This is a genomic window from Paenibacillus pasadenensis DSM 19293, from assembly GCF_000422485.1.
Classification (GTDB): domain Bacteria; phylum Bacillota; class Bacilli; order Paenibacillales; family Paenibacillaceae; genus Paenibacillus_O; species Paenibacillus_O pasadenensis.
Map to the genome: position 1 here is coordinate 57517 of NZ_AULW01000001.1, position 25666 is coordinate 83182.

Annotated in this window: 20 protein-coding genes; 2 read left to right on the top strand and 18 right to left on the bottom strand. The window is 66.0% G+C overall.

Annotated features, from left to right (window positions below; all coding sequences use genetic code 11):
* Positions 1-4 precede the first annotated feature (4 nt).
* The 10 genes from H582_RS0100220 to H582_RS29655 all read right to left on the bottom strand — a co-directional run bounded on the left by H582_RS0100220 (position 5) and on the right by H582_RS29655 (position 12203).
* Positions 5-847: a carbohydrate ABC transporter permease gene (locus H582_RS0100220; protein ID WP_052332831.1), complete on the bottom strand. Its 843-nt coding sequence runs from the start codon at positions 845-847 to the stop codon at positions 5-7.
* Positions 848-853: 6 nt separating this feature from the next.
* A complete protein-coding gene (locus tag H582_RS0100225) occupies positions 854-1801 on the bottom strand; it encodes a carbohydrate ABC transporter permease (protein WP_052332832.1) in 948 nt (315 codons plus the stop codon).
* Between the two features lie 105 nt (positions 1802-1906).
* The gene (locus H582_RS0100230) at positions 1907-3259 is read right to left on the bottom strand and encodes an ABC transporter substrate-binding protein (RefSeq protein ID WP_028596864.1); all 1353 of its coding nucleotides are present in this window, start codon (positions 3257-3259) and stop codon (positions 1907-1909) included.
* Positions 3260-3364: 105 nt separating this feature from the next.
* Positions 3365-5512, bottom strand: coding sequence for an amylo-alpha-1,6-glucosidase (locus H582_RS0100235; protein WP_028596865.1), 2148 nt, complete (start codon positions 5510-5512; stop codon positions 3365-3367).
* Positions 5513-5660: 148 nt separating this feature from the next.
* Positions 5661-6680, bottom strand: a complete 1020-nt coding sequence (locus H582_RS0100245; protein ID WP_028596866.1) for a LacI family DNA-binding transcriptional regulator — start codon at positions 6678-6680, stop codon at positions 5661-5663.
* A gap of 107 nt (positions 6681-6787) precedes the next feature.
* A complete protein-coding gene (locus H582_RS0100250; RefSeq protein ID WP_028596867.1) occupies positions 6788-7288 on the bottom strand; it encodes a YhjD family protein in 501 nt (166 codons plus the stop codon).
* Entirely contained in the window at positions 7285-8538 is a 1254-nt protein-coding gene (locus H582_RS0100255; protein WP_028596868.1) for a DNA polymerase IV, read from the bottom strand. The genes H582_RS0100250 and H582_RS0100255 overlap by 4 nt, the downstream gene beginning before the upstream one ends.
* A 946-nt stretch (positions 8539-9484) precedes the next feature.
* Positions 9485-10294, bottom strand: coding sequence for a GNAT family N-acetyltransferase (locus H582_RS0100260; protein ID WP_028596869.1), 810 nt, complete (start codon positions 10292-10294; stop codon positions 9485-9487).
* A gap of 50 nt (positions 10295-10344) precedes the next feature.
* Entirely contained in the window at positions 10345-10812 is a 468-nt protein-coding gene (locus H582_RS0100265; RefSeq protein ID WP_028596870.1) for an SRPBCC family protein, read from the bottom strand.
* A 35-nt stretch (positions 10813-10847) separates the two neighbouring features.
* Positions 10848-12203 (bottom strand): DMT family transporter, encoded by a 1356-nt coding sequence (locus tag H582_RS29655; RefSeq protein ID WP_164820198.1) that lies wholly within the window; start codon positions 12201-12203, stop codon positions 10848-10850.
* A 116-nt stretch (positions 12204-12319) separates the two neighbouring features.
* On the opposite strand from H582_RS29655, the gene pdxR reads away from it, so the two are divergent.
* Positions 12320-13711 (top strand): MocR-like pyridoxine biosynthesis transcription factor PdxR, encoded by a 1392-nt coding sequence (pdxR, locus tag H582_RS0100275; protein ID WP_028596871.1) that lies wholly within the window; start codon positions 12320-12322, stop codon positions 13709-13711.
* Between the two features lie 265 nt (positions 13712-13976).
* On the opposite strand, the gene H582_RS0100280 is transcribed toward pdxR, so the two are convergent.
* From H582_RS0100280 to H582_RS25340, 8 genes are all read right to left on the bottom strand, one after another.
* Entirely contained in the window at positions 13977-14810 is an 834-nt protein-coding gene (locus H582_RS0100280) for a sugar ABC transporter permease (protein ID WP_028596872.1), read from the bottom strand.
* Positions 14807-16117, bottom strand: coding sequence for a carbohydrate ABC transporter permease (locus H582_RS0100285; protein ID WP_028596873.1), 1311 nt, complete (start codon positions 16115-16117; stop codon positions 14807-14809). Before H582_RS0100285 ends, H582_RS0100280 begins: the two co-directional genes overlap by 4 nt.
* 110 nt (positions 16118-16227) lie before the next feature.
* On the bottom strand, positions 16228-17538 hold the full coding sequence (locus H582_RS0100290; protein ID WP_028596874.1) for a sugar ABC transporter substrate-binding protein: 1311 nt from the start codon (positions 17536-17538) through the stop codon (positions 16228-16230).
* A gap of 331 nt (positions 17539-17869) precedes the next feature.
* Positions 17870-20152 carry an alpha-amylase family glycosyl hydrolase gene (locus H582_RS0100295; protein ID WP_028596875.1) on the bottom strand — a complete coding sequence of 761 codons (2283 nt, stop codon included), beginning with the start codon at positions 20150-20152 and terminating at the stop codon, positions 17870-17872.
* A gap of 162 nt (positions 20153-20314) precedes the next feature.
* The gene (locus H582_RS0100300; protein ID WP_028596876.1) at positions 20315-21337 is read right to left on the bottom strand and encodes a LacI family DNA-binding transcriptional regulator; all 1023 of its coding nucleotides are present in this window, start codon (positions 21335-21337) and stop codon (positions 20315-20317) included.
* A gap of 267 nt (positions 21338-21604) precedes the next feature.
* The gene (locus H582_RS25330) at positions 21605-22309 is read right to left on the bottom strand and encodes a G1 family glutamic endopeptidase (protein ID WP_052332834.1); all 705 of its coding nucleotides are present in this window, start codon (positions 22307-22309) and stop codon (positions 21605-21607) included.
* Between the two features lie 97 nt (positions 22310-22406).
* A complete protein-coding gene (locus tag H582_RS25335) occupies positions 22407-23318 on the bottom strand; it encodes a serpin family protein (RefSeq protein WP_084136427.1) in 912 nt (303 codons plus the stop codon).
* A gap of 10 nt (positions 23319-23328) precedes the next feature.
* Entirely contained in the window at positions 23329-24813 is a 1485-nt protein-coding gene (locus tag H582_RS25340; RefSeq protein ID WP_052332836.1) for a DUF2515 family protein, read from the bottom strand.
* Between the two features lie 122 nt (positions 24814-24935).
* On the opposite strand from H582_RS25340, the gene H582_RS0100320 reads away from it, so the two are divergent.
* Positions 24936-25610 carry an SOS response-associated peptidase gene (locus H582_RS0100320; protein ID WP_028596877.1) on the top strand — a complete coding sequence of 225 codons (675 nt, stop codon included), beginning with the start codon at positions 24936-24938 and terminating at the stop codon, positions 25608-25610.
* The last annotated feature ends 56 nt before the right edge of the window (positions 25611-25666 follow it).

Sequence of the window (25666 nt, forward strand, 5' to 3'; positions counted from 1 at the left end):
GATCTCATCCTTTCATGCCGGTCAGCGTGATGCTTTCGACGAAGTATTTCTGTCCGATGAAATAAAACACGAGCGAAGGCAGCATCGTGACGACCGAGGCGGCCATCAGGAAGTTCCACTGCACGTCGTTCTGGCTCTTGAAGAAGTTGATGCCGAGCGAGAGCGTATACAGGTCCGGCTTGCTCAAATACAAAATCGGCTGCATGAAATCTTTCCAGGAATCGTTGAACTGGAAAATCGCGATCGTCACGATGGCCGGAACGGTCAGAGGGAGGATGATCCGCAGCAGGATGCCGAACGTGGACGCGCCGTCGATCTTGGCCGCTTCCTCGAGGTCGGCAGGGATGGAGAGGAAAAACTGCCTAAGCAGAAAGATGAAGTAGGCCTTGCCGAAAAACAGCGGCACGATGAGCGGATAAAACGTGTTGATCCAGCCGAACTCGCTGAACAGATAGAACTTCGGAATCATCGTGACCGTGTCCGGCAGCATCATCGTCGCCAGCGTCAGCAGGAACAGCGCGTTGCGTCCGCGCGCGCGGAAGCGGGCGAAGCCGTACGAGACGACGATGCAGGAGACGACGGCGCCGACGATCGACAGCGACGTGATGAGAAGCGTGTTGTTGAACCAGGTGCCGAACGGCAGCGAGGTGAACGTCGTTTTGTAGTTGCTCCAGCGGATCGGATCCGGCACCCACTTCGGCGGCCAGGCGAACACCTGGTACGATTCCTTGAGCGAGGTGGACAGCATCCAGGCGAACGGCACGAGCATGACGAGGGAGCCGAGCGCCAGCAGGAAATAGACGGGCGCTTGCCGCAGCAGCGCGCGGATGGGATTCGTTTTGGCCATGGCGGCTCAGCTCCTTTCTCCTTCGTAATAGACCCAGGCGGCGGATGAGCGGACGACGAGCGCCGTCAGGCCGAGGATCAGCACGAACAGCACCCAGGCAAGCGCGGAGGCGTAGCCCATGCGGAAGTTCTGGAAGGCGTGGTCGAACAGGTAGAAGTTGAAGAACAGCGTCGAGTTCATCGGTCCGCCCTTGGTCATGACGTACGCTTCGCCGAACGCCTGCATCGCCCCGATGATGCCCATGACGAGGTTGAAAAAGATCGTCGGCGTCAGCATCGGCACGGTGACGCACCAAAACTTCTGCAGCGGTCCGGCGCCGTCCAGCTCCGCCGCCTCGTACAGCGTCGACGGAATGCCCTTGAGCCCGGCCAGCCAGATGATGACGCTGCCGCCGACCGACGACCAAAGGCTCATGATGACCATCGACGGCAGCGCCCAGTCGGGGTCGAAGATCCAGCCCGGGCCTTCGATGCCGAACGCGCCGAGCACCATGTTGATGAGTCCGATCTGCGGGTTGAAGATCCACATCCACAGCACCATGACCGAGACGCCGCTGACGACCGACGGCAGGTAGAAGATCGTGCGGAACAGGCGCATGCCGCGTACGGCCTGGTTGAGCAGCAGCGACAGCAGCAGCGAGAAGACGAGGCCTAGCGGCACCGAGAACAGCGCGTACAGCGTCGTCACCTTGAGCGACTGCCAAAACAGCGGATCGCCGGTGAACGCCTGGGTGTAGTTGCGCAGGCCGACGAACTCGGCCGGCGTCAGCATGTCCCAGCGGGTCAGGCTGATGCCGAGCGAGACCGCCATCGGCACGGCGAAAAAGACGGCGAGGCCGATCAGCCAAGGCCCGGTCAACGCGTAGAACGCCAGCTCCTCCTTGCGCTCCGCGCGCGTCAGCCGCCGCTTCGTACGCTTGCCGCTCCCAGCTTCGCTTGCGGGTTGCGTTTTCATGGACAGACACCTTCTTTCCTAGGCTGCGACCGGTAGACCGCCCGTTGGCGGGTCTGCCGGAGAGAAATGCGGCGGGAAGCCGCTTCGAGGCTTCCCGCCGGATCGTTACTGCTGCTGCGCCGTCGCCAGATCGGCGGTCGCCTGCTTGGCCGCGGCGTCCAGCTCGCTCTTGATGTCGAGCGGCTTGCCGAGCATCATTTTGTCGAGCACCGTCTGCATCGCCTTGCCTCCCGAAGCGCTGAAGTGCTCGCTCGTCTTTTCCGGGAATTCCTTGATGTTCGGGATGTCGTCGAGGAACGGCTTCAGATGCTCGTTGGACGACTGGCCGAGCTTCTCGGTCGTCGACTTGACGGCGGTGAACGCGTACTGCGCCATGATTTCCTGGCCTTGCGGGCCGGTCAGGTACTTCAGGTAGTCCCAGGCCGCATCCTTGTTCGCCGACTTGGAATAGAGGCCGTAGCCGGAGTAGCAGATCGTGTTCGCCGCTCCCGCAGGTCCGGCCGGCATTTGCGCGACGCCGAAGTCGAGCTCCGGATTTTTCTCGTATTCCGCGACCGGCCAGCGTCCCGTCACCGTCATCGCGACCTTGCCGGCGGCGAACAGGTCGACGCCCTGGAAGGCGGCCGAATCGGTGCTGGAAGGCGTGATCTTATCCTTCAGGTACATGTCCTGGTACAGCTCGAGCGCCTTGACGGTGCCGTCGCTGTTCATATAGCCGTCGTACGACTTGCCGTCGGGGCTGATGACGCTGCCGCCGTAGCTGTGGATCAGCGGCAGAATCGCGCGCAGCCACGTGCCGGGCAGATTGGCCCCCCACTGCGTCGTCTTTTCGCCCTTTTTGACGGTCAGCTGCTTCGCCGTCGCATAAAAGTCGTCCCACGTCCAGCCCGCCTGCGGATAAGCGACGCCCGCCTCGTCGAACAGCTTCTTGTTGTAGTAGACCGCGATGTCGGAATAGTCCTTCGGCAGCGTGTAGTACTGGTCGCCGAGCTTGCCGACGTCGAGCACGCTTTCAAAATAGTCCTGCAGATCGATGCCCGAGGAGCCGCCGATATACGGCGTCAGATCCTCCAGCGCGCCTTTTTGCATGAACATCTTCACGTCGCCGTCGCCGACCTGGAACACGTCGGGCGCCTGGCCGGCGGCTACTTGCGTCAGCAGCTTCGTGCCGTATTGGTCCGGCACCGACTCGATGGCGATTTTGACGTTCGGGTGCTCCTTCATATAGTTGTCTGCGATCTGCTGCTGCTGCTTCAAGCCGTCGCCGCCATCCCAGGTGCCGATGCGAAGCGTTACGTTCTCGGCCTTCGGCGCGGCCGAGCCGTTCTCGGAAGCGCTTGCACTTGGCGCCGGAGTCGATGCTCCCGTGTCTCCGATGCTGTTGCCTCCGCTGCAGCCGGACAAAGCGACCGTAGCGGCCAATCCGAGCGCGGTGAATGCTGTTCCCCTTTTTCTCATGCCCAAAACACTCCTTTTTTGGATGGTGTCGGTATGTGTTTCAAAGGCTGCCGCCGCCCAGGGCGGCGGAGCCTGAAAAACCTTCGGTTAAACGGTCCGCGGAGCTCAGACCGGGGCCGCGGCCGCCGCCTCGCAGCGGACGGCGAGCCCGGTCGTGTTGGCGGTGACGACGGCGCGGAAGCCGTCCCTCTCGCGGCGCACCTCCACGTCGAGCCGTCCTTTGCCGATGCGGATTCCTTTCGCCTCCAGCCGGTCCATGCCGTCCGGCAGCGACGGAGACAGCGTCACGACGCCGTCTGCGCAGTCGGGGCGAAGGCCCAGCATCGCCGTCAGCATGACGAGCGGCGTGCCCGCCGCCCACGCCTGCGGCGAGCAGGCGACCGGATAGCGCACCGGCTTGCCGGCGTCGCGGCCGTAGCCGCAAAACAGCTCCGGCAGCCGCGCGCCTTCGAAATGGGCGGCAGAGGCGAGCAGCCCCTCGACGACGGTCGCGGCTTCTGCCGCGAAGCCTTGCTCGGCCAAGCCGAGCAGGCACATGGAATTGTCATGGGGCCAGACGCTGCCGTCGTGATAGCTCATCGGATTGTAGCCGGTCTGCCCGGCGGCCATCGTGCGGATGCCGTAGCCGCTGAACAAATCCGGCGCGACGAGCCGCCGTGCGACGGCTGCCGCCCGCTCCGGCGCGAACAGTCCGGATGACAGCGCATGGCCCGGGTTCGAGGTGACCGACCGCACCGGACGCCCGTCGCGGTCGAGTGCGATCGCGTAGTACGACTCGTCCTCGAGCCAGAATGCCGCCTCGAACCGCTGCCGCAGCGCCTCCGCCTCCGCCTCCAGCCGCCGGGCCCATTCGTCCCATCCGTCGCCCGGTCCCTCGCTCAGTCCGGCGAACTGCCGGGCGAGCTGCGACTTGGCGCGGTAGACGTAGCCCTGCACCTCGACGAGGGCGATCGGCGTCGCCGCGTACTCTCCCTCGCAGTGCACGATCGAATCGGCGGAGTCCTTCCAGCCTTGATTGGCGATGCCCTTGGCCGACTCGCTGTGATAGGAGACGAAGCCTCCGTAGCGGGCGGCGTTGTCGTCGACCCATTGCAGCGCCCGCTCCAGATGCGGCTTCAGCTCGCGCAGCGCCTCGGCCTCGCCGGTCCAGCGGACGTATTCGGCGGCCAGCAGCAGGAACAGCGGCGTCGCGTCGACCGTGCCGTAATACGGAGAGAACGGCACCTGATCGGTGGCGGCCAGCTCTCCGCGCCGCAGCTCGTGCATGATCTTGCCGGGCTGCTCGTCGCGCCAGGCGTCGTGGCGGTCGCCTTGCCAGCGGGCCATCATGCGCAGCGTCGCCAGCGCCGTTTCCGGACGGATCGGCAGCAGCTGCAGCGCCGTGATGAGGCTGTCGCGGCCGAACAGCACGGCGTACCACGGCAAGCCGGCGACCGGGAAGCGGCCGAGCCCCTCGTCGTTCAGCAGCACGCGCAGATCCATCAGCCCCCGCTCGTAGAGCGCGTCGAGCAGCGGACGGTCGCTGCGGACGGAGCAGCTGCCGTCCCTCCAGTCGGCGTACTCCGCCTCCAGCCGAGCCAGCGCCTCGGCCGGCCGCAGCGGCGACGGCTCGACCCCCGCCAGCGAAGGCAGCAGCCGCAGCGACAGCTCGGCGCTCGCTCCCGGAGCGAGCGACACCGGCCGGCGCAGGACGCCGTCCGCGCCGGCGACGGCCGCCGCGTCGTCCCAGACGACGCGCAGCGCCCGGGCGATGCCGTCGGAGCCGTCATAGGCGAAGCGCAGCTCGCCGGGAGCGGCCTGCGGCGGATGCGCGACGCCGAGCTTGCCGCCCATGAAGCCGCGCACGACGAACATGTCGGTGAAGTCGGCCTCGAAGCGGATCGCCAGCTCGAAGTCCAGCGGCTGCGGGCTGAAATTCGTCATCCGCACGGTCTCATACAGCACGTCTCCGTAAATGAAGCGCTCTCGCCGCAGCTCCACCGACTCGCGCCACAAGATCAGCTTGCCGTCCTCCTCCATATGCGGATTCGTCAGCACGACCGTCGCCGCGTAGTTCTGATCCGCCTCCGAGGCGAGCACGATCGGCCTGCGTCCGTTGACGAGCAGCTCCATCCGGCTCAAGAAGCGGGTATCGCTCCGGTACAGGCCGTATCCGGTCAGCTGCTCCTCGCCCGCCGTCTGCTCGGGCGTGACGTCGCCCGCCAGATTCGTCAGGAGGAACAGATCGTTTTCTTTCAGGACCCGGTAGTTCATGTTCATTCTCCTTCGTCGGCCGCATCGCTCGGGATGATGCCGCCCTTCATTTCTAGGAGCGCTCGTACCGCTCCAGCTTTATCCAAAACGTTTCGGATTTGATGGAAACGAAACCGCCTCGCACAGGCGGCATCTCCATTTGAAGCCGTTACTCCTTGCAAGGCGCCGTGCTTTTGCGGACGACCAGCTCGGAATGAAGAACGATCTTGCGGCCGACCTCCCGCTGCTCCAGCATGTCGATCAGCAGCTGCGCCGACTGGTAGCCCATCTCGTAGCGGTCCTGGCGGATCGTCGTGAGCGGCGGCGAGCAATGCGCGGCGATGGCGATGTCGTCGTAGCCGACGATCGACATCTGCTCCGGCGCCTTGCGTCCCATCCGCTCGAGCGCCCGCAGCGCCCCGAGCACCATCAGGTCGCTCGCCGAGAAGACGGCGGTGACGTCCTTACGGTTGTAGCCGATCTCGTACATTGCCTCGAAGCCGCCCTCCTCGCGGAAGCCGCCGTTGTAGACGAGCTGCGGATCGAACGGAATGCCGGCCCCTTCCAGCGCCCGCCGGTATCCCTCCAGCCGATCCCGGCTGACCGCCGCCTCGTCATGCCCGTTGATCATCGCGATGCGCCGGTGCCCCAGCCCGATCAGATGGCCGACCGCCGCAGCCGCTCCCTTCACGTTGTCGGTCGTCACGTGGCCGACCTCGCGGCTTTCCAGCGGGATGTCGATCAGCACGCACGGGAAGTCGGTATCGTGCACGACCTCCTCCAGGTACGGATCATGCAGCCGCAGCCCCGACAGGATCGCGCCGTCTACGTTGCGCTCCTTGCACAGGTCGGCGTAGGACTTGGACTTCTGCTTCTTGGAGCTGGTGCTGAACAGCAGGATGTCGTAGTCCAGCTCCGTCGCCCGGTCGTTGATGCCGCACAGCGTCTCGAATGCGAGCGAGTCCTTCGCGCCCTCGCGGTTGATCTCGGACAGGATGACGCCGATCGTGCGCGTCTTTTTCGTCACCAGGCTGCGGGCTACGGCATTGGGCCGATAGCTCAGCTTCTCCGCGATCGCCTGGATTTTCTGCCTCGTCTTTTCGTTCACGTCGTAATAGCCGTTGAGCGCCCGGGATACGGTCGTGACGGATACGCCTGCCGCCTTCGCGATGTCTTTGATCGTTGTCAAACGTACCCCCCTCATCTTTCCAAAACGTTTCGGAAACCTGTGAGCTCATTATAGGCGGAGATGTAAGCCTTTGCAACCCTTTTTTTCCCCGCCGCAAGCAGCCCCGGTCAAGGGGCTCCCTCCGTCCCTCGCTTTTTCTTGCCGTCATCCTTCATCCGCTCGGCCAGCTCCGCCGCATACCGGGTCAGGCGCCAGCTGATCTCCGAGCGCATCACCTCGCGGGTCATGCCGAAGTGCTCCTCGTAGCCCCGGCAGTAGTAGCGATGATGGACGATCGAGGACGACTGCTCCTCCGCGACGATGCGGATGTTGCGGGCCTTCAGCTCGCGGCGCAGCGCGTACTGGTCCTGCATGATCCGGTTCAGCACGAGCTGGCCGGCGGTGCCGTACAGCCGCCGCAGCATGTTGCCGGAATGCTCGAGCTCGGCGAGGCTCTTCTCGACCATGACGGCCATATGGGGAAGGAGGATGGAGTCGCGGATCATGACGCGCTCCTCCGCCGTCGTCACCTTGGCCTCCGCTCCCGCCTGGCTCCGGTCATACTGCTCCACATGCTCGGTCAGCAGCATCTTGGACTTCCAGCGCTCGTTGCCGTCCAGCTTGCTCATCGGTAATGCCCCCCAATCTGTTCGGCGCGCTCGCGCGCCACTCCCGCTTCCAGCAGCGACGACGCCCGCATGATGGCGTCCGCTCCGAACCGTTCCTTGATGCGGTCGATCGTCTGCTCCTTGCGATAAGCCCGGTCCCGGTCCTCGAACAGCGTCAGCTGCATGACGCCGTCGTCCGTCAGTCCCGAGACGGTCACGCTCAGCCGCCCGACCGGCAGGCCGCTCCAGTGGCGCGCGAACAGCTCGCGCGCCGCCGCGGCGACCTCATGCGTCAGCGACGTCGGCTGCCCCAGCGTCAGCTGGCGGCTGAAGCCGCCCGTCCGCTCGCCGTCGGTCTCCGTCGCGGACACCGCGACGACCGTTCCCATGCAGCCGTGCCTCCGCATGCGCTGGCACACCTCGAGGACGAGCTCGAGCAGCACGACCTCGATATCCGCCCGGCAGCGGTACATCCGCCAGCGCAGCGCCTTGCCGTGGCCGACGGACTTCAGCTGGTGGCGGATGCCGGAGACGACCGGGCTCGGGTCGATGCCGCGCGCCGTCTGCCAGTAGTAGCCGGCCTGGATGTCGCTCTGCCGCCCCATCTCGAGCCGCATGCGCCGCTTGAACTCCGGGAACTCCAGCCGCGCGATGTCGCCGATCGTCGTCAGCCCCATCCGGTTGAAGTGCCGGGTCATCCGCGAGGCGACCATGAACATTTGATGCACCGGCAGCGTCCACAGCGTCGCGTCCAGCGTCTCCGGCCTCAGCTCGAACACGCCCTCCGGACTCTTCTTGGCGTAATTGTCGGCGGCCATCTTGGCCAGAATCTTCGTCGGGCCGATCCCGATCCGGGACTTGATGCCCGTCGACAGCAGGATATGGTTCTGGATGTCGCGCGCCGTCCGCCTCGGCCCGCCGTAGTAGGCCGCGGAGCCCGTGACGTCGAGGAACTGCTCGTCGATGCTGTAGGGCTCGACCTGATCCGTGTACCGTTTGAAAATCTGCGTGATGAACAGCGACACCTCGATGTAGCGCTGCATCCGCGGCCGGATGACGACCAGCTCCGGACAAAGCGTCAGCGCCTCTCCGACCCGCGAGGCCGTCGTCACGCCGCGCGCTTTGGCGAGCGGGCACGCCGCCAGCACGATGCCGCTCCTCCGCGACGGATCGCCGACGGCGACCGGCTGGTCGCGATATTCGGGATGCGCCGCCTTTTCCGCCGAGGCATAGAACGACTGGCAGTCCGCCAGCAGGATCGCTCTCTCCACCGGGCATACCTCCTGCTCTCTAGGGATCGGGCCTGCGAAGAGCCGGCCGCGAGCCCTGTTGCTCGTTGATCGAATATATGTTCGCATTTCGCTCTAAACGTATTATATACCGAATGTATGTTCCCTATGCAAGAGGGAAAATAAGGAAGCGCAAGCAGCCCGCAAGCCTCTGCAGAGGCTTGCGGGCTGAAAGGGCGGCGGGCGAAGAGCGGACGGCGGACGAGAGCGGGAAGCGGGCCGGGCGCTGCGAGCGAAGGCGGACACGGCGAGCGGACGGGCACGGGCCGCGGACGGCGAACGAGAGCGGGAAGCGGGATAGCGAGCCGGGCGCGGGTGAGCGAAGGCGGACAAGGCGAGCGGACAGGCACGGGCCGCGGACGGCGAGCGGCGAGGCGCTATCGGCTCCACGAGGGAGCCGAATGTTCCTTGATTCGACGATCTCCGGCGCTTCGGCTCCACGAGGGAGCCGAAGGTTCCTTGATTCGACGTTATCCGGCGCTTCGGCTCACGGGGGAGCCGAAGGTTCCTTGATTCGACGTTATCCGGCGCTTCGGCTCCATGAGGGAGCTGAATGTTCCTTGATTCGACGTCACCCGGCGCTTCGGCTCCACGAGGGAGCCGAATGTTCCTTGATTCGACGATCACTGGCGCTTCGGCTCGACGAGGGAACCGAATGTTCCTTGATTCGACGTTATCCGGCGCTTCGGCTCCACGAGGGAGCCGAAGGTTCCTTGATTCGACGATCTCCGGCGCTTCGGCTCCACGAGGGAGCCGAAGGTTCCTTGGCTCGCGCCAGCGCTTTGAATAAACGCCCTAACCCGCCGATCATGAATCCTTAGCCGCTTCAACCGCATGCTTCAACAATATAGAACTGGCAATAGGTCCTGTTCTGCCTGGAACCAGCGTTATTGCACTTGGCAGGTCCAAGCAGCCCTCGTAGTCGACATCATGCAAATTTGATGTCCGCGATCACGCCCGCCGGCTCGAAGCCGAGGCGGCGGTAGACGCGGTTGGAGTCGGGATAGGCGCAGTCGGCATAGAGCATCGGCACGAGCCCTTGGCCAGCGATGCGGCCGGCAACGCCGGCGACGAGCGCGCTCCCGTAGCCTCTGCGCCTGCGGTCCGGGGGCGTGTACACGGCGTTGATGCGCCCGTGCCGCGGCGAGGCGCCGCCGTAGCCCGCCATCGCGGACGGCTCGCCGCCGTCTTCCCACAGGTAGAGCTTGGCCGCGCGGATGAGCGTGTCGGCCGTGGCCAGCTGGCCGGCGGCGTCAGCCGGCTCGCCGTACACGTCGCGGACCATGCCGGCGAGGAATTCCGCCGCGAGCCCCCGCTCGTCCGCCCCGAACAGGCGCATCCGTCCGGAGACGCCGGTCGGCGGAAGGAGGGCCGGCGCCGCGTAGGCTTCCATGACCATGCCGACCCGCGTTCCCCTCCCCGTGCGCTCCCCGTGCCGCGCCGCGAAGCTTGGCGCCGCGTCCGGCGAGCCGGATACGCCTGGCAGCAGCTCGTCCGCCAGCGCTTCGTCCAGCTCGCCCAGCAGGCGCTCCCGCTCCGGCGGCTCGAGCTCCGGAGACAGCCAGAGCCAGCCGTTGCGGCCTGGCGACTGGGCGAACACGAGCCGTCCGTCGCCCGAGCGCAGCCGCCTCGATTCCGGCGCCGCGCTGATGGTGTGGATCAGATTGAAAGCCGTCTCTTCCCGCACGAACGCTTTCTGCTCCAGCGTGCCGTCTCCCGGCAGAAACGATTGCAGCATGGCCGATCCCCTCCTTTCATGTCTGGCTCCGGCGGGAGCCAGGCGGGCCGTCAGCCCGATTCGCCGTCTCCGGCCCGCCCGTCCTCCAGGGCGTCGCGGAGCGCGCCAAGCGCCTGCTCCCAGCGCCGCTTCATGAGCTCACGCTCGGCGGGACCGGCCAGCCGCTCCTGATGGAAGCTCACCGCCGTCCGGCCCTCGCCGGAGGGCAGCAAGCGGATCTGCAGCGTCGAAGGCTCGTCCCATTCCGGCAGCCGCCAGCGAAGCCGCAGCTGGCGCCCGGGCTTCACGACGACGAAGCGGCTCTCGATGCCTTCCGAAGAGACAAGCTCGCTTCCCGGCTCCAGCTCCCGAGGCCGCGCGTCTCCGAGCCACAGCGCGAGGCCTGCCTCTGTCCCCGTCAGATGCCGCCAGATGCGCTCGGCGGAAGCGCCGAGCGTGCGGCGCACGCCGATCTGCCAGCCCGCATCCGCCGTAAGGCCGACGGGCCGTCCCTCGGCCTGATCCGCATTCCGATCCATCTCTTCCCCTCCTAAAATCGGACGTTTTTTCCAGCTTACCTCGTTCGCCGGCGGCTGTAAATGCTCGCCTCCGCCGGATCCCCGCTTCCAGCCGGGAAGGATCGGAAGCGCTGCCCGCCGCGCGCCTCGGCCGAAGCGCTGCCCGCGCCTCGACTCCGCTTGCCGGCAGAGCCGGGGGAGCGGCCGATCAGCGCCATGCCGAGCATGACGAGCAAGCCGCCGCTCCACTGCGTCCAGCCGGCATGCTCGCCGAGCACGAGCACCGACAGCAGCAGCGCGCTGAACGGCATCATCCCGGAGCAGGCCGCCGCCGTCGACGCCGGGCAGCGCCGGATGCCGGCGTACCACAGGCCGAACGCCGCCGCCGTCACGACCGGGCCGTACCAGAGAAGCGCCAGCCACTCGGTCGCGCCGAGCGCGGCGAATGCTCCGAGCGGCCGCTCGAAGGCGGCGAGCGGCAGGCTGAGCAGCAGCGCCATGCCGGCGACGAGCGCCGTCTGCAGCGCCGGACGGAGCGGCGCCTCCGCGCCCTCGGCCGGTTGCGCCGCCGCCCCGGACGGCTCGCCCGCGTCCCCGCTGCTACCCGCCCCCGCCTCTGCAGACGGCCGTCCTACGGCCCCGCTCCCGCTCGCCGCCTCTGCAGACGACCGGCCCGCGTCCCCGCTGCTGCCCGCCGCCGCCTCTGCAGACAACCGGCCCGTGTCCCCGCTGCCGCTCGCCTCCGCCGCCCCGGACGGCTCGCCCGCGGCCCCGCTCCCGCTCGCCTCCGCCTCCCCGGACGGCCGTCCTACGGCCCCGCTCCCGCTCGCCTCCGCGCCGCACGCCGCACGCCCCCCGGCCCGGCCGGCCGCCGTCCAGCGCGACAGCACGCTGAACAGCGCCTCGCTCCCGGCAGCTCCGAGCACCCACAGATTGCCGGCCAGATGCGCCGCCGTCAGCGCGCCTCCGCCGGCCGATGCCGCTCCCTGGATGAGCATGACGCCGAGCACGGTCGCCAGCACGCCGCCCAGCCGCGCCGGACCGCTGCGCTCGCGCAGCAGCAGCCAGGCGATTCCGACGGTCAGCGCGGGCGTCGCGCCGATCATGATGCCCGCCTCCGCGGAACTCGTCCGCTCCAGGCCCAGCTGCAGGCAGACGCGGAACAGCACGATGCCGAACGCCGCCTGTCCGGCCAGCTGCAGCCATTGTCCTCGCGACAGGCGGCGCAGCGAGGCGATCGCGCTGCGTCCGAGCGCGGGCAGCAGGCAGAGCAGCGACAGCAGCAGGCTCGCCGCCGTCAGCGTGAACGGCTGCAGATGCCTGCCGAGCAGCGCCGCCGCGATGACGGAGCTGCCGGCCAGGCTGAACGAGGCGAGCAGCAGCAGCATGCCTGTTCTCGATGATCGATCCATGCGCTTCCCCTCCTTTTTCTGCCATCTTAGTCCAGAAGCTGGTATGATGAAAGAGCCAGTCGGGCCCGGCATCGGCCGGACCAGTGACAAGAGAACGGAATGGGGGCATGAGGGCGATGTGGGGAATCCGCCTGGACCGGGACGGCGACATGCCGATGAAGCGCCAGCTGTTCGCCGCGCTGCGGGAGCGGATCTGGTCGGGAGCGCTCGCCGCCGGCGAGGAGCTGCCGTCGACGCGGCGGCTCGCGGAGGCGCTCGGCGTCTCGCGCAATACGGTGAACGAGGCGTTCGAGATGCTGCTCGCGGAAGGCTACGCAGTCAGCCGTCAGGGGGCGCCGACGCGGATCGCCGACGGCGTGCGGCTGGACCCTCGGTCCGCGTCAGCGCCGCGTCCGCCCGCCCCTCCGCCCGCGCGGCTGCTGGCGGACTTCCGCACGGGGCAGCCGGACCTGCGGACGTTCCCCCGCTACTTGTGGCAGCAGCTCGCCGCCAAGGCGATGCGCGACATGCCGGAGCCGTGGCTCGGCTATACGGGCCCGCAAGGGCTGCCGCGGCTGCGCGAGGAGATCGCCGCCTGGCTGCTGCGCAGCAAGGGGCTGCAGGCCGATCCTTCCGACCTGTTCATCACGGCGGGAGCGACGCACGCCCTGCATCTGGCCGCCGACCTGCTGTACGAGCCGGGGCTCGATCTCATCACCGAGGATCCGTGCCATGCGGAGATGATCCGCGTCTTTCTGGAAAAGGGCTACGCCGCCAAGCGCATCCCCGTGGACGAGCACGGCATGGTCACGTCGCGGCTCGGAGGGCGCCCGGGCAGCCCGATCTACGTGACGCCGTCCCACCAGTTCCCGCTCGGCGGCATCCTGCCTGCCGCGCGGCGGGCGGAGCTGCTGCGCTTCGCGCGCGAGAGCGGCAGCTACATCCTCGAGGACGACTACGACAGCGAGTTCCGCTACTACGGCGATCCGGCGACACCGCTGGCCGCGATGGACGCGGAGCGGGTCGTCTACATCGGCACGTTCAGCAAGGCGCTCTTCCCCGCCCTGCGCATCGGCTACGCGATCGTGCCGCGCGCGCTCCAGAGCCGCTGGACGTACGCCCGCCTGCATGTCGACGTCCAGAACCCGGCGTTCGACCAGGCGGTGCTGGCCGAATTCCTCGCCGCCCGCAAGCTCGACCGCCACGTCGCCCGCATGCGCCGCCTGTACCGCGAGCGCCGGCAGGCGCTGCTGGAGGCGCTGTCCGAGCAGTTCGGGGACCGCTGGCGCTGCTGGGGCGACGCGGCGGGGCTGCATCTCGCCGTCGAATTCCCCGGACGCCGCTTCGGCGAGACGTTCCGCGAGCTCGCGCTGCTGCGCGGCATCCGCATCGTCCCGCTGGAGCAGCATTGCCTCCAGAAAGGCCGGCACGAGAGCAAGCTGCTGTTCGGCTACGGCCATCTCGAGCCGGAGGAGATCACCGCGGGGATGCGAGCGCTGAAGGCGCTGCTGGACGAAGCCGGAAGCTGATCCGCACCGCCATGCCCTGCGCCGCGGGATCGGCCGCGCTCCTCGCCGCTCCTGCCCCCATGCGCCCCAAGGCGAAAGGCAAAGCGAATCCAAGGCACATTTAAGCCTTGGTTGATGCGGAATCCGCGATTCAAAAAGCCGCCGGCCGCTCCCGAAGGAGCCGCCGGCGGCCGAGAACAAGAAAAAGGGGTCGCCCCCGGGTCCGTCGAAACGGCTCCCGGAGGCGGCCCCTTGCGGCTTTCACAAACCGATCCGGCAGGCCGGATCAGCCCTTGGACGCGCCGGACATCATGCCCTGCACGAGGAAGCGCTGCAGGAAGAAGAACAGCAGCGTGATCGGCACGGCGATCAGCACCGCGCCGGCGGCGAACAGCGTAAAGTTGCTGTTCTGGAAGGAGTTGACGAGATCCCACATGCCGACGGCGAGCGTCCAGTTCTCTTTCGTGCGCAGCACGAGCCGGGCGAAGATGAAGTCCACCCACGCGCCGGTGAAGGTCGTCAGCGCGACGTAGGTGAGCATCGGCTTGGACAGCGGCAGCATGATCTTCAGGAACACCTGCAGATGCGTCGCCCCGTCGATGCGGGCCGCCTCGTCGAGGCTGCGCGGAATCGTGTCGTAGAAGCCCTTGACGACGAAGCCGCCGAGCACCGAGCCCGCCGAGTAGACGAGGATGAGCGCCGCGTGCGTGTCGAGCAGGTTGAGCTGCAGCAGGAAGATGAAGATCGCGATCATGCTCATGAAGCCCGGGAACATGCCGAGCACGAGCATCGTCGTGAGGATGTTCTGCCGGCCGCGGAAGCGGAAGCGGGACAGCGCGTACATGCTCAGCGTGATCAGGATCGTCGAGAAGACCATGGTCAGCGTCGCGATCTTGAGCGTATTCAGGTACCAGCGGCCGTACTGGAAGCTCGGGTTGTTGAACAGCTCCTTGTAGTGCGCGATCGTGAACGTTTCCGGAATCAAGGTCTCGCTGTACAGCGACGTGCCGGGACGGAACGAGGAGAGCAGGATCCAGAGCGCCGGATAGATCGCAATGACCGCGATCGCGATCAGCAGCAAGTATTTAAGCACGAGAAAGATCGTCGAGCGCGTTTTCATTGGATCATGTCCTCCTCTTTGAACGACCGCGTGCGTCTGTAGTTCCAGATGGAGAACGACGCCACGATCAGGAATATGATGATGCCGATGGCCGAGGCCATGTTGAACTGGCTGTTGTTGAGCGTCAGCTTATACAGCCAGGTGACGAGCAGGTCGGTGCTGCCGGCGTACTGGTAGCTGCCGTTGACCGGATCGCCGTTCGTGAGCAGGAAGATGACGTTGAAGTTGTTGATGTTGCCCGCGAACTGCGTGATGAGGATCGGCGCGGTCGAGAACAGGATGAACGGCATCGTGATGATGCGGAATTTCTGGAAGCCGGTCGCTCCGTCCACGTCCGCCGCCTCGTACATGTCCTTCGGAATCGCCGTCAGGATGCCGAGGATGAGCACCATCGTCACCGGGATGCCGATCCACATGTTGACGAGGATGACCGTCGCCTTGGCCCAGAGCGGATCGGTCAGCCACGGCAGCTTGCCGAGGCCGAAGTAGCCGAGATACTGGTTGATCGGACCGAACTGGCCGTTGAACAGGTTGCGCATGGCGAGCAGCGAGATGAGCTGCGGGATCGCATACGGCAGGATGAAGATCGTGCGCCACAGCTTCTTGAAGCGCACGCCCTTGGACTCGATGAGCAGCGCGACGAGGATGCCGCCGAAATACGTCGTGACCGTCGCGACGACGGCCCAGACGATCGTCCAGGTGAAGACGCCGACGAACGTGCCGCTCCAGGTCTTGAGCGTGAGCAGGTTGGCGAACGTGCCGAAGCCGACCCAGTCGACGAGCGACTTCGGCGGGATATGGTTCGGCGAGGCGTAGTTGGTGAACGCCAGCATGATCATGAACACGATCGGCATGATCGTCAGGAACAGCACCCCGGCCGCCGGCAGCGCCAGCATGAGATGCGGGAACTTCTTATCCGTCACATAAGCGAACGTCTGCTTGAACGAGGCCGGCTTCGCTCCCGCTTCGCGGGCAGCTCCCGTCCGGTAGGCGTCGCGGATATTCATGATATAGATGATGAGGAAAATCGCGAACAGGAACAGCGTGATCAGTCCGCTGATCAGCAGATAGATCGAGTGGTCCCCTTCGACGCGGACCGTGACCCTGCCGACCTTTTCGAATCCTTGCGTCTTCTCTCCGAGCGTGTACACGCCCCAGATCGCCTTGCCGAGGCTCGGCAAGAACGTGAAAATAGCCAGCGCTTCAACGGCTGCTAGCAGCAGGCCCTTGAGGTATTGGCGGTTGTACAGCTGTCCGAGGCCCATGAAGAGCGTGGACAGCACAGCTGCGAGGCTACGATGGCGCATCCTGCCGGCTCCCTCCCTTGTCTATCTAGGCTCCATGTGAATGAACAGGGCCCGCCGGCAGCTTGCGCTGGCCGGCGGGCTTGCTCAGTCGATTGTTCCGTTCCGCCAGCTTACTTCGGAGCGGCTCCGTTGTTGGCGTCTTTGATTTGCTGCACGGCGTTGTCGAGCGCCGTCTTGGCGTCCTTGCCCTCGTTCCATACGTCGGACAGAGCGGCGCCGACCGGGCTCCATACGTTGCCCATTTCCGGGATGGAAGGCATCGGAGTCGATTGGTTGAACTGCTCGAGGAAGCCTTTGACGATCTCGTTGCTCTGCACGGAAGGATCGTTCGCCGCTTCCTTGTTGGCCGGCAGCGCGCCCGTCATCTCGAAGTTCTTGAGCTGGGCTTCCTTCGTCGACGTGAAGTGCGCGAACAGGCGAGCCGCGTTCGGGTACTTGGAGAAGGAGTTGACGTACCAAGCCTTGACGCCGGAGAAGGAAGATGCCGGCTGGCCGTTGATCGACGGCAGCGGAGCGACTCCGAAGTCGAGGCCGGCATTGCGGTACTCGGCCGTCGTCCAAGGACCGTTGATGTCCATCGCCAGCGTGCCGTTCATGAACAGGCCCTTCTTGATGTCGTAGGTGATGTCGCCGGAGTTCAGCGGCAGCAGCTTGTTTTTCAGCGAGCCGTAGTACGTCATGCCTTGGACTGCGCCTTCGTTGTTCAGGCCGATGTCTTCCTTGTTCTGGCCGTTGTCGCCGTAGATGTAGCCGCCGGTGGACAGGAACGGATAGTTGAAGTACAGGTTGCCGACTTCCCACATGATGGCGAATTTGTTCGCTTTCGGATCATTGTAGGTTTTGGCGAAGGCTTCGACTTCCTCGAACGTCTTCGGAGGCGTCGGCACGAGCTTCTTGTTGTAGAACAGCGCGTACGTCTCGACCGAGCGCGGGTAGCCGTACAGCATGCCGTCATAAGTGACGGCGTTCAGCGCGATTTCGGAGCTGGCCGCTTTGGTCTCTTCCTCGTAGTAGTCGTTCGGCAGAACGAGGCCGGCGGATACCGCCTTGCCGAGGTTGTCATGCGGGAACAGCACGACGTCGGCGCCGAGGCCGGCCGGACCGTCGTTGATCAGCTTGTTGACCTGGTCGCCCGCGCCCAGCTCCTCGAATTTCACTTGAACGCCGTACTTCTCGGTGAACTCCTTGGCGATCGCCTCGACGAACGGACGCTCCTCCTTGCTCTCCCAGACGAGCAGGGAAGCGCCTTCCTCCGGCTGGAGCTCCTCGGCTGCCGCGCCTCCGGCGTCCGCGTTCGCGGCCGGGCTCGGAGCGGTGCTGGCCGCAGGCTCTGCCGAGTTTCCTCCGTTGCCGCCGTTGTTGCCGCATGCCGATACGAGCGCCATCGCCGCGACCATCGTCCATACATAAGCCTTTTTCATGTTCGTACTGACCCCTTTCGTATGTTCCAGCTTAATGATCAGGGAAAGAAAGACCGAAATCCGCCAAAACGCGCAAACGTTTGCCAAATTTGCGAAACTTGTCGAACGGATCTTTCTTTCCCCTGACTTGCGTTTTGACCGCCTTTCATGAAAGCGGTTCATTCATTAACCTCATCCATCATACATCAGCAAAACCGGTTTGTTAAATCGTTTGCACTGCTTGTTTTCCGCCTATAATCGCTCGTTTACAGTATTTTTCCCTTAATACCTCTGTTTTACGCAGGATATCTCTTTTTTTGATCCGTTTGTCCCTCCCGCACGCGGGACGAGCCTACTGCCACGTATAGACGACAGTATCGGCCGAGCCGGATGTCGGCGCAGTGAACGTGCGGTTCGATCCGCCTTCCCAGACGACATTGCCGCTCGCGTCCTTTTTGACGAACTTGAACTGGAACGTCGCGCCCTTCGGCACGCTGACCGGCAGGAACCAGACCGGATAGTTCGGGTTCATCATCGCTTCGGTGGACTTGGCCGCATCCCAGCTGCCGAGCTCCGCGATGCTGCCGACAAGATGGATGTTCTGTCCCGGCGTGGTCGTCGCGTTCACCTTGAAGATGACCTGCACCTGATCGTCAGTCAGCACCTCATAGGCGAACGTATTGCTGACGCTGCTGCCCTTGGTCACGGTAATCGTCTGCGGGCCTGCGGCGACGCTTGGCACGACCGCTTCGATGAACGTATCGCTGCTGCTGACGACGGTCGCCGTCGTCGCGCCGAACTTCACGACCGGCGAGCCGCCGAGTCCGGTGCCGTAGATGTAGACCGTATTGCCCGGACGGCCGGAGGTCGAGACGACGTCGCCGATGCGCGGCACGGTCGTGCCGAGGGAAGGATTGTACGACCAGACGTTCACTTGGCCGCCGGCGAGCGTGAAGCTGCCGATCTTGTTCTGGCCGGAGACGTTCGTCACGCTGGCCGAAGCGCCGGACAGCAGTCCGCCAAGCGTGTCGGCATAGGTGCCGGCAGGCAGCGTCGTGTTGATCGCCGGCACGGTGAAGCTCGAGTTCGGCTGGCGGTTCACGGCGACGACGACCTGCTTGTCGTAGAACTGGCGCTGGTAGACGAGCACGTCGTTCGTGCTGTACAGCACCGACGTCGTGCCGTAGGCGACCGCCTCGTTGGACTGGCGCAGCGCCGACAGGCTCTTGATGACCTTGTACGCCGTCGAGTTCTGGTTGAACGACGCGGCCTTCTCCATGAACACGCGGCCCGCGATGTCGCTGCTGTCCGCCGACGACAGGTACTGCTCCGTGCCGTAGTAGATGTTCGGCGTGCCGCGGCTCGTCATGAGCGTCGCCAGCGCGGCATGGTACGGCTTGTCGTTCGGCTGGATGTAGCGGAAGCGCGTGACGTCGTGGTTGTCGAGGAACGTCACCGCCTGGTTCTCGTAGGTGTAGTCCGCGCTCGTCGTCAGCAGCATGTTGCCGAAGCTGCTCATCGTCTCGGAGAAGTTGCCGAACGCGTTGGTCGACGCGCGGAAATACTCGAAGTCGAGGTTGTTCACGCCGGTACGGTCCGGGAACGTCCGGTACTCGTCGTACTTCGGATCGGGACGCGAGATGAAGAATTCGCCGAAATGCGTCATCGGACCGCCGGAGGCGGAGTCGATCGCGTCTTTCAGCCCTTTCGTGAAGGCCGGGTTCATATGCAGCGTCGCGTCATGCCGGAAGCCGTCAACGCCCTTGGACTTCCAGAACGTCGCCGCTTTTTCCAGATGGGCGATGACCGCGCTGTTCTCCTGCGAGAAGTCGGCGAGCGAGCCGAGATCCTTGTGGCGGAAGCCGTAGCGGGAGCTGTCGGCGCCGCGGTCGCCGAGCCCGTGGAACCAGCCGTTCACGTCGTTGTGCGGATCGGCGAGCAGGTTGTCCGTCTTGCCGTCGCCGTTGGCGTCGAGCAGGTCGCCGGCGGCATTGAACTGATAGGCGCCCGCTGCGTTTTTGTCCGGCTCGTACAGCTTGCCGTCCTCGGCGCTGTAGCCGCTTGTCGGGTTCTGCCAGCGGCTCGTATGGTTCGTGACGAAGTCGATGACGAGCTTGATGCCCTGGGCGTGCAGCGCGTCGCGCAGCCCCTCGAAGTCCTTCATCAGGCCGAAATGCTTGTTCGTCGCGAAGTAGTTGCGCACATGGTAGCCGTGGAAGCTCGTCCAGCGGTTGATGGCGCCGCCCGCCTGATAGTCGTTGATGGCGGTATCGCGGTTGGAGTAAGGCGCGGAGATCCAGACGGCCGTGACGCCCATGTTTTTCAAATAGGGGATCTTGTCGATGATGCCCTTCCAATCGCCGCCCTGATACAGCTTGAGATCGTTGCCGTCGCCGCGCCCGTCGCCGTTCGCGTCGTCGAACAGCGTCGGGTCGAAGCCCGCCGGCTTGTTGTTGCTCGTATCGCCGTCTACGAAACGGTCCGTAATGATCTGATAGACCGTGTCCTTCGGCGTGACCGGGCTGAGCGCCCCGGAAGCCGTAAGCGCTTCCGCTTTAGGCGGGTGGATCGCTCCGGACGGCAGCAACAGGCCGCCTGCCAGCACCGCGATCGTCAATTTTTTCCATACCTTCACTCGTCAACACTCCCCGCTAGAATGGATGGTCGAACAAGAGCTCCTTCCGAGCTCCGGGTTCCCGAACGGTTCCCCCCACCTCCTTTCATCGTTCGGGTCCGGTTCGAATCCATCCGTCCTAGGCCGGCCGGGAGCGCGGGCCTGGACGCTGCCCCTCCGGGACTAGCGGGAAGGCGGCGCCGTGCTTTGGCGCGGCACGAGCTCGACGCCGAGCGTCACGCGCCGCTCCGCGAGCGGCTCCCGCTCCAGCTGGGCCGTCAGCAGGCGGACCGCGGTCCGCCCTTTTTCTACGATGTCCTGGCGCACCGTCGTCAGCGCGGGGATGCAATAGCGCGCCCGCTCGTCATCGTCGAAGCCGACGACCGAGATGTCGCGGGGCACGACGATTCCGAGATCGTGCAGCCCCTTGACGAGGCCGATCGCCGCCATGTCGGACAGGGCGAATACGGCGGTGATGCCGCCCGTCTTGGCCCCGATGCGCGAGGCGGCGCGGTAGCCGCCGAGCGAGGAGGTCGGCTCCTCGTAGACGAGCTCCGGCCGATAAGGCACTCCCGCCTCCTCCAGCGCCCGCCGGTACCCCTGCCAGCGGCAGTAGTTGACGCCGCCTTCGAGCAGCACGCCGGTCAGCAGCGCGATCCGCTCGTGGCCGAGCGACAGCAGATGCTTCGTGCCGATGTAGCCGCCGAGCTCGTCGTCGAGCGCGACCTGGTAGAAGGACGGATCGTCGACGAGGCTGTCCATGAAGACGCACGGTACCCCGAGGCGCAGCATGCTTTCCACAAGCTCCGTGCGGGCGAACGCGCCGACGAAGATCAGGCCGTCCAGATGCTGCTCGCGCACGAACGAGAACGTCTCGTCCGGGCCGATGCCGACGAGGATGACATGCAGCTTGACGCCGCGCGCGCTCTCCTCGATGCCCCGGACGAGATGCCAGTAGAACGGGTTGTCCTGCAAGCGGCCCTTCTCCAGCAGCGGGACGACGACGGCGATCAGCGACGATTTCTTGTCCTTGAGGTTGCGCGCCGACGCGCTCGGCGCGAAGTCGAGCTGGCCGATCGCCTGCTCCACCTTGCGCTGGGTTTCCGGGGAGACGCGCCCCGTGCCGTTGATGACGTTGGATACGGTCGCGATGGACACTTGGGCCAGCTTGGCGACATCCTTGATCGTAACGCGACTGGCGCTCATGCTTGAAGCTCCTTGCTCTTTGGATTAAACGTTTCATCGCATGAAGCAACGACCCCTTCACCGATACCAAAACAGACATGTTGCAGCTTTGACTTGTCTATGATTAAACGTTTCACACCCTGATCATAATCGGCGTCCCGAATTTTGTCAACGAGAAAATGAAAGCGTATTCTATCGAAGGATCGCCGCCGCTTCGCCCGGCCGAGGCGCTTCGGCCCCCCTCGCGAAAAGGGCGCTTGCCGGTTAGCTCGGCAAGCGCCCCTTCCATCAGGACTCGCTTGTGCGGATCCGCACGCTGCGCACGACGAAGCCGTCGCCCGCGGCGTTCGGCCGCGAAGGAAGCGCGCGGATATAGCGGCCCTGCACCATGACGCCGCGCTGGGACAGCTTGAGGCCCGGACTGCGGCCGTCAACCCGGCAGCGGCGGAACGGCAGCGGCGTGATGCGCGCGAAGGTCGCGATGTCTCCGCCGATCTGCGGCGCCTCGACAATCCATTCGGCCGAGCGCTGCGGGCCGCGATACGTCTGGACGGTGCGGAACGTCCAGCCGCGCGTGACGTTGCGCAGCGCGATCGACCAGCGGCCGCGGCTCACGCGGGCGATGCGGGCGGCCATGACGTCGCCGGGGCGGACCGGATGCGGGATGCGCGTCTCCGAGGCGGGCAGGATTTCCCACCAGGCGTAATACTCTGCACGGCCGTCGACATAGTCGTGGGCGGTGCCGGTCTGGATCAGATCGCTGTTGCTGTAGCCGTCGATGCCGATCCAGGCCGACGAATAAGTGGATTGGGACGTCGGGCGCGCGACCGGGACGGTCCAGCGGGCGGAAATGCTGGAGAAGGCGCCTCGCGATCCTTCGATCGCGTAGCCGCTCCAGTTGCCGGAGCTCCAGTTGGAGCGCCCGGCTTTCTTTTGATCGCGCAGCCTGCGGCAAGGCGGATGCAGGCTGGCGCTGCGTGTACGGACAGGCATCGTTTCACATCCTTAGCGGAAGGATGCTCTATTCGATGCGCCGGACGCCGCGTCCGCCTGTACGGACGCCCTTGGCGGGCTCGGCTTTTTTGCGCCGCTACGCTCCGTCCGCGGGCCGGCCGATCCGGCCGAGGAACAGCCAGGCGCCCGAGACCCCGTCCTCGATCGCGAGGAAAAACGGCCGGTCCGCCCGGAATTCGAACGGATCGCTCGGGGGCGCCGCGCCGCCTTCCGCCATCAGCGTCGCCGCGGCCGCTTCCGTCCCCTTCTCGTTCACCTCCAGCACGACCTGCTGCAGGACGAGGCTGAGCTGGAGGTCCGGGCTGCCCTCCAGCATGCCGCCGAAGTCGGCGCCCGGCGCGAACGCCTGCCGCATGCCGAGCTGCCGCAGCGGCTCGTTCAGCACGCTGCGGACCGCGGCCTTGAAGCGCGGCAGCGCGACGCTGCCGGCCTTGGCCTGCAGCTCGTCCTGCCACTCCTCGTAGCGCTCCAAGTCCGGCAGCAGGTCATCCACGCCGAGCCCGCGAGCCGGCAGGACGAGCAGCAGCCGGTATCCGCCCTTCAGCCCGTACGGCAGGCGCACCGCCTCGAAGCGCTCCGTCCGCAGGTGCGGATAGCTGCCGCCCCGCTGCATCATCGCGACATCGAGCCGCTCGCCGCCGTCCATCGCGAACGCGGCCTGCTCCGTCCGCGCCGGATCGAACTCGTCCTGCCAGCCGCCCTTGAAATAAACCGTGTTCAGCAGCACGGCGAGCGTCTCCGGATCAAGCGGCTCGTTCGAATCGACGATTTGCGGGATCATGCCCTCGGTATGCCGGTCGACCCAGCGGTTCATGCGCTCCGCCGCTTCCGCGCCGCCGCCAGCGAAGTCCGCCGTCTCGAGCTCGGCTCCGTAATCCGCTTGCAGCGTCTTGCGGTAGGACGGCAGCGGCTCCCGCCGGACGTCATGGACGTCATCGACGTCGCTTTTGGCCGCTGGCTGAGACCAGCCGCGCCGAGCGGGCCGCAGGGCCGGGCCGTCAGCCCGGCTTCGGGCCGAAGCCCGAGCCGGAGGCCGCCAGCACGGCGAGCTCCACCTTGCCGAGCGCGATGCGGTAGTCCGCCGTCAGCTCGAACCGATCCGGCACCGGCAGCGCCCGGAAATACGGCAGCACGTCCTCCGGCCCTTTGAACCAGTCGCCCGGCTCCGGGTCGTCCACCGGCCGGTCCGCCCAGGCGGCCGACAGCGGCGGGCTGTACAGCGGCTCCGCTCCCGGCAGCAGCCTGCCGCCGCGCAGCCGCTCGCGGTAGGCGGCGCCGGGAGCCCCGTGCCGTACCGGCGCGTACAGCTCCGGCGCGTAATCCGATCTCGATCCGGTATGGCGCGTCGCCTTGACGAAGGCGAGGGCGCCTTTCGCGACGCCCGGAACCGCGAACAGCATCGCATACAGCCGCTTGCCGAACTCGATGCGCTCGGCCAGGTCGGAGAAGTCCTCGAGGATGAGTCCCGCGACGAGCGGATCGCCGCCCTCGTCCTTGCCGTACGGGAACAGGACCTGGTTGAGCTGCAGCACCGACTGCATGCCGAAGAAGAACGTGTTCAGCACCTTTCGCCGATAATACGGATTTTGCACGACCCGCTCCTCGATGAAATGCTGCTCGTTGACGATCAGGCCGACCGTCAGCGGCACCGCGTCGCCTGTGCGCAGGAACTGCTGCCAGACGGGACGCATGAACGCGGACACGCCGAGCTGCGGCAGCAGATGCAGCAGATTGCGCCTCGTGCGGCGGCATTCCTCATAGAGCAGCAGCTGCGGATAGGCGTCGTGGAAAATGAGCGCGTTCGCCCGCTCCAGCATGCCGAACGTGCAGCGGCGCTTGTGTAGGTCGAGCAGCCGGGGCAGCCACTCGCCCTGCAGATCGGACATGTTCCAGCCGCCGTTGCGCGAGACGAGATGCGCGAGCAGCGCCCAGTGCACCTCCGGCCGACGCAAATAAAACGCGCGGTATGCCTCCGTGCGCGTCACGTTGTTGCGATTGAGACGCGCCGTCTCCGCGCGCAGCCGCTGCACGAGCGCGGCATCGCCGGCCGGGCCGGCCGGCAGCGCCGGCGGCGCGCCGAGGGCGGCCGCCGCCTCTGCGCTCCAGGCAGGGCTCGCCTTCGGCAGCCCCGCCCATGCGGCGGCCTTGCCGCCCGCAGGCGCGCTCGGCGCCGGAGCGGCCGCGGCTGCCGCGGCTTTAGCCTTGGCGGCGGCGCGCTCGAGCTTGCGCCACGCGGCGCGCAGCTCCGCGACGGCCGGCGCCGCCAGCGCGAGCGGCGGCGAGCCTGCCGCCAGCGCCGCGGCCGCCTTGCGGCTGCGACGCTTGCCGGCGGCATACGCATAGGCTGCCGCCGGCAGCGCCGCCGGCAGCAGCAGCAGCTCCAGCAGCCGGCGGCGCTGCGGCGGGGCAGCCTTTGCCGATGCGGAAGGCCGCTCCTGCCTGCCGCTTCCTTGCCCGTTTTCCGAACCCGATCCAGCCTCCATGACTCTCTTCCTCCCGCTCTGACGATCTGTTAGAAGTATAGTCGGGAAGAAGGCCGCTTAACCCCCGGACGGGCATGCGCTATACTAGGAGCAACGAGAGTGAGCGAAAGGAGCGGGAGACGATGTGCGGACGCTACACGCTGACCGTCACGCTCGAGGAGCTGATGCTGCGCTTCCTGATCGGCGAGGCGGGGCTGGGGGACTACGAGCCGAGGTACAATATCGCGCCGGCCCAGATGGTGCTGGCGATCATTCATGACGGGGAGAAAAATCGGCTCGGCGAGCTCAAGTGGGGGCTCGTGCCGCCGTGGGCCGACGATCCGAAGATCGGCAGCCGCATGCTGAACGCCCGCTCCGAGACGGCCGCCGCCAAGCCCGCCTTCCGCGAGGCGCTGCGGCGCAAGCGCTGCCTCATTCCGGCGGACGGCTTTTACGAATGGCAGCAGCAGGACGGGGCCAAGCAGCCGCTGCGCGTCACGCTGAAGAGCGGCGCGCCGTTCGCCATGGCCGGCCTGTACGAGACATGGATCTCGCCGGCCGGCGAGAAGCTGTCCACCTGCACCGTGCTGACGACGGAGCCGAACGAGCTGATGCGCCCGATCCATGACCGGATGCCGGTCATCCTGCGTCCCGAGGACGAGGCGCTCTGGCTCGACCGCGGCCTGCGCGATCCGCAGCGGCTGCAGCCGCTGCTCCGCCCTTATCCGCCGGAGGAGATGCGCGCGTACCCGGTCCGCCGCGAGGTCGGCAGCGTGCGCAGCCAAGGCCCGGTCTGCATCGAGCCGCTGTCCGACTGAGCTCGACTGCATGGAGGACAGTCCGATTCGGCGGATCCAAGGCACATTTGTGCCCT